General features: G+C 47.3%; 14 protein-coding genes and 1 riboswitch. Of the genes, 2 read left to right on the top strand and 12 right to left on the bottom strand.

Features of this window, described 5'->3' with window-relative positions; genetic code table 11:
• Nucleotides 1–11: 11 nt before the first annotated feature.
• A riboswitch (cyclic di-AMP (ydaO/yuaA leader) is annotated at nucleotides 12–298 on the bottom strand.
• Nucleotides 299–485: 187 nt separating this feature from the next.
• Both AC0YN4_RS29940 and AC0YN4_RS29935 read right to left on the bottom strand, forming a co-directional pair.
• Nucleotides 486–1,250 carry a TatD family hydrolase gene (locus AC0YN4_RS29940; RefSeq protein ID WP_475784631.1) on the bottom strand — a complete coding sequence of 255 codons (765 nt, stop codon included), beginning with the start codon at nucleotides 1,248–1,250 and terminating at the stop codon, nucleotides 486–488.
• A gap of 21 nt (nucleotides 1,251–1,271) precedes the next feature.
• The gene (locus AC0YN4_RS29935; RefSeq protein WP_475784632.1) at nucleotides 1,272–2,588 is read right to left on the bottom strand and encodes an HD domain-containing protein; all 1,317 of its coding nucleotides are present in this window, start codon (nucleotides 2,586–2,588) and stop codon (nucleotides 1,272–1,274) included.
• Between the two features lie 274 nt (nucleotides 2,589–2,862).
• Between AC0YN4_RS29935 and AC0YN4_RS29930 the strand changes: the two genes are divergently transcribed.
• Nucleotides 2,863–3,117, top strand: a complete 255-nt coding sequence (locus tag AC0YN4_RS29930) for an AbrB/MazE/SpoVT family DNA-binding domain-containing protein (RefSeq protein WP_090648939.1) — start codon at nucleotides 2,863–2,865, stop codon at nucleotides 3,115–3,117.
• A gap of 129 nt (nucleotides 3,118–3,246) precedes the next feature.
• Here AC0YN4_RS29930 and rsmI read toward each other — a convergent pair whose 3' ends face one another.
• The 10 genes from rsmI to AC0YN4_RS29880 form a co-directional block, all read right to left on the bottom strand.
• A complete protein-coding gene (gene rsmI / locus AC0YN4_RS29925; protein ID WP_475837517.1) occupies nucleotides 3,247–4,149 on the bottom strand; it encodes a 16S rRNA (cytidine(1402)-2'-O)-methyltransferase in 903 nt (300 codons plus the stop codon).
• Nucleotides 4,150–4,154: 5 nt separating this feature from the next.
• The gene (locus tag AC0YN4_RS29920) at nucleotides 4,155–4,928 is read right to left on the bottom strand and encodes a tRNA1(Val) (adenine(37)-N6)-methyltransferase (protein WP_475837516.1); all 774 of its coding nucleotides are present in this window, start codon (nucleotides 4,926–4,928) and stop codon (nucleotides 4,155–4,157) included.
• A gap of 74 nt (nucleotides 4,929–5,002) precedes the next feature.
• On the bottom strand, nucleotides 5,003–5,350 hold the full coding sequence (locus tag AC0YN4_RS29915) for an initiation-control protein YabA (RefSeq protein ID WP_475784646.1): 348 nt from the start codon (nucleotides 5,348–5,350) through the stop codon (nucleotides 5,003–5,005).
• 84 nt (nucleotides 5,351–5,434) lie between these two features.
• Nucleotides 5,435–6,235, bottom strand: a complete 801-nt coding sequence (locus AC0YN4_RS29910) for a PSP1 domain-containing protein (protein WP_475784635.1) — start codon at nucleotides 6,233–6,235, stop codon at nucleotides 5,435–5,437.
• A gap of 4 nt (nucleotides 6,236–6,239) precedes the next feature.
• Nucleotides 6,240–7,217 carry a DNA polymerase III subunit delta' gene (holB, locus tag AC0YN4_RS29905; RefSeq protein WP_475837515.1) on the bottom strand — a complete coding sequence of 326 codons (978 nt, stop codon included), beginning with the start codon at nucleotides 7,215–7,217 and terminating at the stop codon, nucleotides 6,240–6,242.
• A gap of 19 nt (nucleotides 7,218–7,236) precedes the next feature.
• Nucleotides 7,237–7,680 carry a YaaR family protein gene (locus AC0YN4_RS29900; protein ID WP_475784637.1) on the bottom strand — a complete coding sequence of 148 codons (444 nt, stop codon included), beginning with the start codon at nucleotides 7,678–7,680 and terminating at the stop codon, nucleotides 7,237–7,239.
• A 16-nt stretch (nucleotides 7,681–7,696) separates the two neighbouring features.
• On the bottom strand, nucleotides 7,697–8,026 hold the full coding sequence (locus AC0YN4_RS29895) for a cyclic-di-AMP receptor (RefSeq protein ID WP_090985945.1): 330 nt from the start codon (nucleotides 8,024–8,026) through the stop codon (nucleotides 7,697–7,699).
• A 73-nt stretch (nucleotides 8,027–8,099) separates the two neighbouring features.
• A complete protein-coding gene (tmk, locus tag AC0YN4_RS29890) occupies nucleotides 8,100–8,726 on the bottom strand; it encodes a dTMP kinase (protein WP_475784638.1) in 627 nt (208 codons plus the stop codon).
• A gap of 62 nt (nucleotides 8,727–8,788) precedes the next feature.
• On the bottom strand, nucleotides 8,789–10,306 hold the full coding sequence (locus tag AC0YN4_RS29885) for an aminotransferase class I/II-fold pyridoxal phosphate-dependent enzyme (RefSeq protein ID WP_475837514.1): 1,518 nt from the start codon (nucleotides 10,304–10,306) through the stop codon (nucleotides 8,789–8,791).
• Nucleotides 10,307–10,483: 177 nt separating this feature from the next.
• Nucleotides 10,484–10,672, bottom strand: coding sequence for a sigma factor G inhibitor Gin (locus tag AC0YN4_RS29880; protein WP_475784640.1), 189 nt, complete (start codon nucleotides 10,670–10,672; stop codon nucleotides 10,484–10,486).
• 222 nt (nucleotides 10,673–10,894) lie between these two features.
• On the opposite strand from AC0YN4_RS29880, the gene AC0YN4_RS29875 reads away from it, so the two are divergent.
• Nucleotides 10,895–11,425 (top strand): transposase, encoded by a 531-nt coding sequence (locus AC0YN4_RS29875; protein WP_475784641.1) that lies wholly within the window; start codon nucleotides 10,895–10,897, stop codon nucleotides 11,423–11,425.
• Nucleotides 11,426–11,590 lie beyond the last annotated feature (165 nt).

Genomic DNA, 11,590 nt, shown 5'->3' with positions numbered 1-11,590 from the left:
TGCACGAGGTTGATCTCTCTTATTGACGCTTACGAGGTTAGCTGTCGGATTCGGACGTGAGAGTCGCCCTATTCGCTAATGGCACGTTCGAACAATTGCTGCTGTGCCGGTCGCAAAATTCACCCCAAGAAGAATTTCATGTCTATCGCTGTCTGCCTTGTACAAAACAGTGTCGCCCTTTAGTCGACGAACACGTTTTAAGGAGAAGAAACGAACAAGCTGTTTCTCCGTGATACAAACAGTTTCAACAATTGGTTCCCCCGCTCTCCGAATTCCGGAGATTAAGCGTTTTATTGGAAAAGGAATACAAGTTTTGTTGCTCTGAAATGAATCATACCGTCTACCGCGCCACATTGTAAAGAACTGATTAATGACGATTTTAACGAATTTCAAGGAAAAATAGACGAAAAGCAAGCAATTTCTTCAATCAAAATCAGTTTTATCACGAGAATAGTCCCAAATCCTTGCTTTCAAAGCCGTTTTCATCAGATTCCAAAACATTTCCTTGCGTTTTCCGTGGTTATTTCGCCGACTTCCTCCACACTTTTACCCGTTATCTCCGAGATCGTGTTTGCTACAAGACGGACGAATGCAGACTCATTTCGTTTTCCGCGATGGGGGTGAGGAGCCAAATAAGGAGCATCCGTTTCGATCAAAATTCGGTCCAGAGGCACTTGTGAAAGCACTTCCTTTGGCACCCTTGCATTGGTGAATGTAAGCGGTCCACCGAACGAAATATAGAAGTTCATATCGAGACATTGTTTCGCCGTTTCCCAACTACCGGAGAAGCAGTGCATGACCCCGCCAACGTCCTTGGCATCCTCTTCTCGAAGCAAACGGACGACATCCTCGTGGGCATCCCGATTATGAATAACGATTGGCATCCGTTTCTGCTTGGCTAATTGGATTTGTTCGCGGAATACTCGCTGCTGAACATCTTTAGGCGAGGTGTCCCAGTGGTAATCCAGACCAATTTCGCCGATCGCCACAACCTTCGGATGGTCACAAAGCGATGCAATCCAATCCAGATCCTCGGGACGCATATCAATACTGTCAACCGGATGCCAGCCCACAGCCGCATAGATAAAGGAATACTGCTCGGCAAGCGCCATCGTAGTTGGGATGGTCTCACGGTTAAAGCCGATATTGATGAGCTTATGTACGCCGGCAGCCTGCGCTCTTTCGATAACTTCTGCTCGGTCTTCGTCGAATTTAGGCGAGTCTAAATGCGTATGCGTGTCGATTAACATGATGGATATGGAAACCCCTTTCTACATTAAAGCAAATAATTCGCGGAGTTTCGCAGGCAGCCTGTGAGCTGATTCGCGAAGCGGTTCCTCCGGGTAATAAAGATGGTACTTGCCTTGATGGATACCGGTAATGGAACGAATGATATCCGAGCGGCTTGAGATTTCCGACAATCGTTCATCACTGCTCAGCAGCAGAATCGGAGGTTTTTCTTCCTTGCCTGCAGCAGTTGTTGAGCCGGGACGATAAACATCGTAGGGCATGTCGTAAGGAAAGTCAATTTCTAGGTGATAGTCCGGATGAAGGCCGATTTCTTGCAGCTGCTCACGGATTTCTTGCCACAGCTTCTCATCAGGGTGATCCATCGTAACATATTTGTACAGCTTGCGATTGAGAAACCTACGGCATAGGTCCGACAACACGGGATCAGGCTCATGGACCCATTGTGCAAAAGCCGTTTGAACAAGGGCTTCATCCAGATCCAAATACCCTTCAATGTCCATTGTGCCCGCAAGCAGCATCTTTATAGGCTTCATTAATGTATGAAATTTGTAATCATTCGCGAAGAGCTCCTTCGCCCTTCGGAAGATTTGCCTTAATATAATTTCAGAGCTTCTCGTGACCGGGTGAAAATACACCTGCCAGTACATTTGATAACGAGACATGAGATAGTCTTCGACGGCATGCATGCCGCTTTCCTTCACCACAATCCTGCCCTGATGAGGCCGCAGCACTCGCAATATACGCTCCAGATCAAAGGTGCCGTAATTCACTCCCGTAAAATAAGCATCTCTAAGCAAGTAATCCATGCGATCGGCATCCATCTGACTGGAGACCAGACTGACCACTATAGGCTGATGATAGGTTTTGCAAATAACGGCGGCAATGCGCTCCGGATAGCTCGAATCAAATTCGCGTAAGACTGCATTAATTTCCGTATTTCCAAGCAAAATGCGGCATGTCCACTCCTCATGGTGGCTGTCGAACACATCCTCTATGGAATGAGAGAATGGGCCATGTCCGATGTCATGAAGCAAAGCAGCACATAGGGCAACGAGCTTCTCCTCCTTTGGCCAATCGGTATAACCGCTGCGCTCAAACTGAGATATGATTTTGCGAGTAATTTCGTAGACGCCCAGGGAATGTGAGAACCGACTGTGCTCTGCTCCATGAAAGGTCAGATACGAAGTGCCAAGCTGGCGAATGCGACGCAGCCGTTGAAATTCCCGCGTATTTATGAGCTGCCAAATCAGCTGATCCTGAACGTAAATATATTTATGTACAGGGTCCTTAAATACTTTCTCTTCCGCGAGTTTATCCTCTCGATGAGCAGCACTCATGTCGAATCACGCTCCTTAAAGTTCAATCATTCGACACAAATGTCGAACTAATGTCGAATAATGTCGCAATATCATTTCCAACCGGACTTCGTTTGCAGTACTATATATATATTGAACAAATGCCTATTTACAACGGTAATCGGTTATTACTGGTCACAATTACCGTTAAAACCAGGTTGACTATTATGGGAAACGTTGGTATTATTAAGTCATTATATGATAGAATTTTGTCGAATGATGACGAGTTAATCCATTGCGAAGGGGAATAATAGATATGATGAAATCTACAGGAATTGTGCGTAAAGTAGATGAGCTGGGACGTGTAGTAATTCCGATTGAATTGCGCCGTACGCTTGGAATCGGTGAGAAGGATGCTCTTGAGATCTACGTAGATGGCGAGCGCATCATGCTGAAGAAATATGAGCCGGCTTGTATCTTCTGTGGCAACGCAGAGAATGTCGCTTATTTCAAAGGCAAAATCGTTTGTAACGTTTGTTTAACGGAAATGCCGACTCCTGTTACAAAATAAGAGACAAATTCAGTTTTATAGGTTATAATACATTTATCAAACCTGTTAATTCTAACCTTTTTATACTCCTTGATGCCTTCCTGAGCCATAACGGTCAGGAAGGTCTTTTTTTTGTCTACCGGCATGCTTCTATTTCTTCATTACTTCATTATATACATCTCGTTTTTGCAGGCCTCGATCAAGTGCTGTTCGTTTGATGGCTTCCTTCCGATCCTCACCTTGCTCCTCGTATCGGCTCACATGCTCCTCCAGCTCTAGCCCGCTCCACCATACCGGATCATCCTGCTGCAATTGCGCTGCTTCTTCTTTGCTCATACCTGCAATAACCAAACAATACTCGCCAAGCGGCGGATTCTCTTCCAGCCACGCGATGCACTCGGTAATTGTTCCTCGGGCGGCTTCTTCATGACGTTTTGTTAATTCACGAACCATCGCCATCTTCCGGTCACCTAGCTGCTCTAGCATCACTGCAAGGGTTTTTACGATTCGATGCGGCGATTCGTAACAAATTAATGTCGCCTCTTGCCTCTGTAATTGCTGCAGCCATGCGGTAAGTGACTTGCGCTCCCGCGGAGGGAATCCCGTAAACAGAAACTTCTCTGTCGACAAACCGGAGATGATTAATGCAGACAACGCTGCATTCGCCCCCGGGATCGGTACAATGGCTATTCCACTTTCAGCGGCGGCTGCAACAAGATCGGCTCCGGGATCGGATATAGCCGGAAGCCCTGCATCACTGACCAGTGCAATGGACTGTCCGCTCGCCAGCAATCGGATAAGCTCTGGCCCGCTATTCTCCTTATTATGCTCATGGTAACTGACAAGCCTAGTCGAAATTTCAAAATGTGCCAGCAGTTTGCGTGTTTGGCGTGTATCTTCTGCTGCGATCATATCGACTTCTTTGAGAATCCGAATCGCCCGAAAAGTCATATCCTCTAAGTTACCAATCGGCGTTCCAACTAGATACAATGTTCCGGCTGCAATACCATTACTACTGACTTCTGTTGTGCTGAAACTGCGCTGTACAATCATTTGGCCTAATCCCTCGTTCCCGCTTCCGGCGCTTGATCGCCGTAATAGATCCGCATTAACTCTTCATTATATTGTCGCTGTTCATTATATACGATCATCGGCGGCAGCAGCTTCACATCCGGTTTGCCATCTCTGGCCGCTTCAATCAGTACCATATTCGCTTCGGCGCCGGCATGCGGATGTACGAAGCGAATCCGTTTCGGTTCAAGCTTCCATTTACGGAACGTTTCCAGTATTTCAACCAACCGATTAGGACGATGCACCATGGCGACCCTCCCGCCTGGTCGTACGAGTCGCGCACATGCCGCTACAATATCATCCAGCGTCCCATTACGCTCATGCCTAGCCGCAGCAAAATGCTCATTCTCATTCTGATCCCCTGTTCCAGCAGGCATATAAGGTGGATTAACCGTAATGACATCATAATTTCCATGTCCGCTTTGTTTATAGAAATCACGCAGGTCGCCTTCATAAATATGAATGCGATCCTCGAGCCCATTCGCCTTCACACTTCGCCTTGCCATATCCGCAAGCCGAGGCTGAATTTCAACAGCGTCAATCTGGGCTTTCGTCCTTGTCGTTAAGAGCAGTGGTATAACGCCATTCCCCGCGCACAGATCCAGGATTTTACCGCGCGGCGGCACAGCCGCGAAACGAGCCAGCAATACGGCATCCATGGAGAAGCTGAATACTTCCCGGCTCTGGATAATATGCAGCTGATGCGTTAGTAAATCATCCAGCCTTTCATTCGGCTCCAGAGTTACTTCATTAGTCATCATTAATTGCTCCTTACGTTTGCCAAATTCGAACCGCTTGAATATGCAAACAAGACCCTATGGAAGGGTCTTGTCTCTTATTCCTTATTGAGAAACGAAAGGCAGAACAAACAGTCGCCTTCCGTTCGCAAATGTCCATAATACAAATTACAAATATGAAAACCTTCATGATACAATCTCGCCAAATTATCATACCCTTGCCCAACGCCTATCGCGTCACTTGCCAGCACGGGTTCATCGTTTGGCATGGCATGAGAATCATCTTCCACGGCAGCGGCCGGTACCGGCTTCGGTATTTGACTGGCCGTTTCCCGCTTTAATACTTTGCGCAACTGCTGATTTTCTATGCTAAGCCGGTTGTTTTCTTCCAAGAGCGACTTGATTTTCTGCTTCATCGCTCCCAGCTCCTGATGCAGGCTTCCCATATGGGATTCCAATTCGCTGATTTGACTAAATATGTCTTTTTTCAAGTCTCCACCCCAAGGCTATACAGCTTCGGATTCGCTTACTTATTTCACTACAACATCATCAAGCGGTAATTCCTTCGGTTTGCCGCCATCAAACAGCTGTACATAAACCGATTTGGAGCCCGCATTAATTCCGGTTACTTTACCTTCACCATAAGAAGTGACAACAACCTTACCTACTGCCGGCAATTCTTCGCGAACGCTCTCATAATTGTCATGCTCATATTTCAAGCAGCACATGAGACGTCCGCACAAGCCGGAAATTTTGGTTGGATTAAGCGATAAGTTCTGATCCTTCGCCATCTTAATGGACACCGGTTCAAAATCGCCGAGCCAAGTCGAGCAGCATAGTACGCGTCCGCAAGGTCCAATGCCGCCAAGCATCTTCGCTTCATCCCGCACACCGATTTGTCTAAGTTCAATTCGTGTACGGAATACGCTGGCCAGATCCTTAACGAGCTCACGGAAATCGACGCGGCCTTCAGCTGTGAAGTAAAAAATAATTTTGTTGCGATCGAACGTAAATTCGACATCAACGAGTTTCATCTTAAGCTGATGATCTCTTATTTTTTCAAGACAGGTCGCAAATGCATTGCGTGCGGCCGCCTTGTTCTCATCGACAATTTTGGCGTCGTTGTCACCGGCGATCCGAATGACTTTCTTAAGAGGCAGGACAACATCTGATTCTCCGACTTGCTTCTGTCCAACCACTACTTTACCGTATTCAATCCCTCTTGCCGTCTCAACAATGACATGCTGATCCTTATCAATTGGGAAATCAACCGGGTCAAAATAATAGATTTTGCCCGCCTTCTTAAAGCGGACACCAACGACGTTATACAACGTTTCACCCCTCCTGTACACGGATTAGCAGCTGCTCAAGCGCTAATTGCGGCGATACATGCGCGCGCATGCGTTTGCCTGCCTCAAGCGTATACTCCATACATGTCACCCAGCCCTCAGCCGAACGTGAGAATGCATGTTTACCAATCCAATCAAGCTGATCTATAAAAACAAGAGCCTCGTGTCTTCCTGCTTGAAAATGAATCATATCTTTATACCATAAAACGAGTAATGACAACAGAAGCTGAGGCTGCTCACCAAGCTCTGTCTTAAAAATATGCTGTTGCGCAGACATCATCGCCGCAGTAAACCGCGTGAGACTGTCCTTTCCTAATTGTATCACTACGTTTCTCATTTCTGCAAACCCATTCTGCTGGATAAGCGCCCTGCACGCATCTAATCCCGATGCGAGATGAACGGCAGCACGGGCAGGCAGCTGAGGAACACCTTCATTCGCCAATGTTTGCAGCATGTCATCGGGTGCAAGCGGCATAAACGGAACCCACTGCGTTCGGGAACGGATGGTTGGCAGTACGGCTTGTCCATTCTCCGTCAGAAGAATCGCGACAACCGGCGACTGCGGCTCCTCCAGAAACTTTAGCAAGCTGTTCGCGGCTTGCAGCGTCATGGTTTCAACGCGCTGCACGATATAGATTTTGCGTGACGTGCTTATATTTCGATAGGCAAGCTCTCTTTGAAGCTCGCGAATTTGGTCGATTTTAATGAAATTGCCATCTGGTTCTACCAGATGCAAATCAGGCTGGTTGCCATGCTCGAACTTCCGGCACTCCAAGCATTCGCCGCAAGCGTCATCGCCTTCGCCTGTACAGAACAATGCTTTGGCAAACGCCATCGCCATGTTCATCCGCCCGCTTCCGGGCGGCCCACTGAATAAATAGGCATGTGAAACTTTGCCGCTTGTCAGCGCATAAAACAAAATGCGTTTCGCCTTCGGTTGCCCGGCAAGCTGTGCAATGCTCATGGTAAAGATCCCCTCTATGCTAGAAAAACAAATTAATGAGAATGCCGCGAATATCCCCGACTTTTTGCAGCAGATCAAGTCGTCCTTCTTCACTTTCAAGCAGTTCTTCACCCATCGATACGAGGGAAGAATCTATTTCTTCTAATAACTTATATCGTTTCGTACGGCCGCGACGGTCAAATCCGCGCGTTTCCTTCATTCCGATACCCCGTCTGACGGTATCCTCGAGGAATTGCTTTACCATCTGGCGATAAAGTCGCAGCTCTCTGACGGTCATCGATCTTGCGAGCCGTTCGCCTTGATTATGAATATTCTGCAGTTTCTCCTGCAGCTGTTCAATCGTACGTTGTTCGTCCTGAAAGTTCATCACATCTGCAAAGTTCTTAGGCGCAATCGGTTTGGAGCCGAGATCCGGCCGCGCTCGGTCTTGCCCTAAAGGACGCCAGCCCGGATTAATCTTCATTGAAGTTCACGTCCAATCAGAAATGTTCGAACCGCTCTACTGGTACGACAAATACGGCAGCGCCGCCAACTTGCACTTCAACAGGGAACGGAATGTAGGCATCCGTAGTACTTCCCATCGGAGATACAGGTGAAACAAGCTGATCGCGGACTTTACAGTTTGAACGAATCACCGTCATAACCTCATGAACCCGTTCATCCTCAATACCGATCATGAAGGTTGTGTTGCCTGCACGCAGAAACCCGCCGGTACTAGCCAGCTTCGTTGCCCGGAATCCCTCTCTTACAAGTGCATTCGACAACCGGTTGCTATCTTTATCCTGTACAATCGCAATAACTAATTTCATCAATATCCCTCCTAAAATTTTCGAAAGACATCGTTACCTTATTATTAATTTGACATCCCTTGTAAATAATCCTTTAAAATCGTCTATTTATTATAGCAATGACATCATTCAACACGTTCTCTTGCGTTTGTTCGGCATTAACACGCACAATTCGATCCGGATCGGCTGCCATCAACCTGCGATACCCTTCTCTCACCTTCTCATGAAAGGCCAAACTCTCTAGGTCGAGTCGGTTGATCTCCCTTTCGGAAGTAGCATTGATCCGTGCTAAGCCCGCTTCCGCAGAGATATCCATCCATATCGTCAATTGCGGCATGAAGCCTTCTATCGCAAATTGGTTAATCGACCATACTTCCTCGATTCCAAGTCCGCGCGCATACCCTTGATACGCTAGGCTGCTGTCGACAAAACGGTCACATATGACCACATCGCCTTGAGCTAGCGCCGGCAGTACCTTCTCCACAAGATGCTGTCGCCTGGCCGCTGCGTAGAGTAGTGCTTCTGTTCGTGCATCCATGGATGTATTCGCTGTATCCAGTATCACATTCCGAATCTGCTCGGCAATCGGGATGCCTCCTGGTTCTCTCGTCATCATGACATTTCTGCCTTGGGCTCTAAGTGCATGTACAACGCCCTCTATAAGGGTCGTTTTACCTGCTCCTTCGCCGCCTTCTATCGTCAAAAACAACCCTTTTTCCACTTCAGTACTCCTCTGTCTGTTAATACCCTTATCATATCAAAGCCAATCATAGGCGTAAACGACTAGCCCGTCCGTAGTACGGTTATTGTTTGCATCGTTGGATCTGCCGCTCCCTGACATCTTGCGCCATGCTCCATTAACTGTTGGATGTAATTTATCGTTTCCTCCGTAATGCGTTCACCCTCATATAACAGTGGGATGCCGGGGGGATATGGGATGACCGCTTCTACGGTGTAACGTCCCGCCGAATTCGACAATAGAATGGTTTCTGTCCCATTCGAAGCATGTTTTACGCCTGATCGCGTGAATACAACCGGTTCCGACAATGTTCGGTGTTGCTCGATTGGCATATAGAGGTTTTCCTTAGCTTCCAACCCTTCACGCTCAATCTCTTCTGCGATCGCAATCAGTGCTTCTTGAAGTCTATCCACATCTGAATCGGATGCCGCCAGCCCAAATAACAAGACTACATATCGAAGGTCAGCCATCTCGGCATAACAGCCGTACTGCTCTAAACGTTGCTGCAGGTCAAAGCCAGACAACCGACCATAAGCTTCTCGCAAAACAACACGAATCGGATCTACCCTAATCGCAGCAGCTGAAGATCGCCCCTGTTCCTCATCCAATAATAATGTCTCAAATGCTGATTGGTCTTTGATCCAAGCTCTAAACCTACGAGCAGCATGAATGCCTTGTTCAAAAAGATCACTGCCATACGCTTGCAGCATGGCCCGTGTCATATCCAGTGAAGCCATAATCGGATACGATGGGCTTGAGCTCTGCACCATTCGCAGTGCATCTGCAAGCTCCAACGTATTGATACGTGGACCTTGAACATGCAGCATAGCGCCCATCGTCAGTGCCGGTAATGTTTTATGTGTCGATTGCACCACAGCATCCGCGCCTGCTTGTATAGCGGAACGCGGAAATGCCGGATGCAGTCCGTAATGGGCACCATGCGCTTCGTCAACAAGCAGCAGCATTCCATGAGCATGAATCTGCTTTGCATATGGCTCCAAGTCTATGCTCAACCCATAGTAGCTGGGGTTCGTCAGAAATACAGCTTTCGCATCTGGGTATTTAGTCATAGCCTCTTCTATTTGCGAAATATCCGGGAGAACGTCCAAATTGCTCCCTACGTCCTTCTGAGGCATAATAAACACTGCACTTGCCCCTGCAAGCTTTAAACCGTTTAAAACCGATTTATGCGCGTTACGCTGCACGATGACTAGGTCTCCTGGCCTACATACGGCTAATAACATAGCTAAGTTACCGACTGTGCTTCCTCCAACGAGGAAGAAGGTCTGGTCCGCTCCAAACACCTCAGCAGCTAAAGACTGTGCTTCCTGAATGATACTCGATGGTGCATGAAGGTCGTCGGTCCCCGATATTTCGGTCACATCAATCCTCATTATGGATTGAAAGGTCTGTACTGCATTGTCGTTCATACCGGTCAGATGTGCGATAGATTGACCGTATTTATGGCCGGGCACATGAAAGCTTACAGGATTAGACCGCTCCAAGGCTGTTAAGGTATCGAATAGAGGCGCATGCCACTGTTTGCTCTGAGTATCTGCCAAGCAACTTTCCCCCTGCTAAACTTCTTCTTTCTCTCATCATAATCCATTATGAAGGCAACATAAACCTGCTGAAGACACAGCCAGTAAACAAAATAACCCCTAACCATTCTCGGGTATTTCTACAACTCGAGACGATATAGGGATTACTTGTTCCTTACACTGTAGCAGTACGAAAGTTTAGGCATTATTTTGCATCCAGATCCGTTTTAGTTGGTGTATAAAGAAAGGGTATTTAGCATCCTGCACTTCCGTACGTACCATCTCAATCTCGCAAGTTTCGCAAATAAACTCATCAATGATTCGAATGCCTTGTTCCTTCTCATGACCGCAAATAATGCATGAGTTTCCCGCAGTCTCTTCCATCATTTCGTTTCACCTCATCCAAGTGAAAATATGTCATTGCTTCTAGTATGCCACAAAGTCTAGCAAACTATACGACTTTCATAGCCCATTTCAAATAGTAATACAGTTTATGTTGAAGCGCCCAGATTGGTGACGAAGGGCTTGCACTTCTTTCGGGCAGGAAGTCTACAAATTAATCAACCTTTTACCGATACATGGTGTAGAACGCAGAAAGGCGTGAACATCATGCGCGGTAAACTTGCTGAACAAGAGAAAGCAACAATCTATCAATACCAACTCATTCAAAAGGTGCTCGTACGAGATGAGCTGCGTCGAAGCCATCTCAGTATACTAGCCATTCTTGCTATCTTCCTCTGGCTCATGTATCAAATGGACGGAATGAAAGCACTCGGAATCGGATTCATTAGCGCCTTCGTAATCCAGTTCATTATTACGCGGTTAACGCTTATCCGTGTTGACGAGCCGGATGATCGCAGATGGGGCTGGCGCATTATGCCGCCATGGATCGGTTACATTCCAACAGCTCACATCGAGCTTGCCTTGTACCGAAGATTGCATCGTCATTTATTATGGCTTGGTCTATGCGCCATTGGCGTCTTCTATCCATGGGCTAATGAAGCTACAATGATCAGTCTAATTATGTGCCATGTTTGGATATTAGCACCCCGGCTAGTCATCATGCGCAAGCTTCGCAAAGCCAAACGCAACGGCGTGCTTCGCATCGCTGTATCTGAAGTCAGCTACTATCATCGTTAACCCGTTTCGAACGAAACGGAATGATGATGGCAGCTGACTTTGTGATTTAGAGACAACAAAAAACCGACCGTATAATTACGGTCGGTTCATCGTGCTTGGCGACGTCCTACTCTCCCAGGACCCTGCGGTCCAAGTACCATCGGCGCTGGAGGGCTTAACGGTCGT

This window comes from Paenibacillus sp. J22R3 (genome assembly GCF_056269305.1).
This window is presented reverse-complemented; position numbering and strand designations above follow the sequence as displayed.

Coding starts and splice junctions, on each gene's coding strand:
- AC0YN4_RS29940 (WP_475784631.1), bottom strand. CDS start 1,250: ATGTTAATCGACACGCATACGCATTTAGACTCGCCTAAATTCGACGAA.
- AC0YN4_RS29935 (WP_475784632.1), bottom strand. CDS start 2,588: ATGAGTGCTGCTCATCGAGAGGATAAACTCGCGGAAGAGAAAGTATTT.
- AC0YN4_RS29930 (WP_090648939.1), top strand. CDS start 2,863: ATGATGAAATCTACAGGAATTGTGCGTAAAGTAGATGAGCTGGGACGT.
- rsmI (WP_475837517.1), bottom strand. CDS start 4,149: ATGATTGTACAGCGCAGTTTCAGCACAACAGAAGTCAGTAGTAATGGT.
- AC0YN4_RS29920 (WP_475837516.1), bottom strand. CDS start 4,928: ATGATGACTAATGAAGTAACTCTGGAGCCGAATGAAAGGCTGGATGAT.
- AC0YN4_RS29915 (WP_475784646.1), bottom strand. CDS start 5,350: ATGGGAAGCCTGCATCAGGAGCTGGGAGCGATGAAGCAGAAAATCAAG.
- holB (WP_475837515.1), bottom strand. CDS start 7,217: ATGAGCATTGCACAGCTTGCCGGGCAACCGAAGGCGAAACGCATTTTG.
- AC0YN4_RS29900 (WP_475784637.1), bottom strand. CDS start 7,680: ATGAAGATTAATCCGGGCTGGCGTCCTTTAGGGCAAGACCGAGCGCGG.
- AC0YN4_RS29895 (WP_090985945.1), bottom strand. CDS start 8,026: ATGAAATTAGTTATTGCGATTGTACAGGATAAAGATAGCAACCGGTTG.
- AC0YN4_RS29880 (WP_475784640.1), bottom strand. CDS start 10,672: ATGATGGAAGAGACTGCGGGAAACTCATGCATTATTTGCGGTCATGAG.
- AC0YN4_RS29875 (WP_475784641.1), top strand. CDS start 10,895: ATGCGCGGTAAACTTGCTGAACAAGAGAAAGCAACAATCTATCAATAC.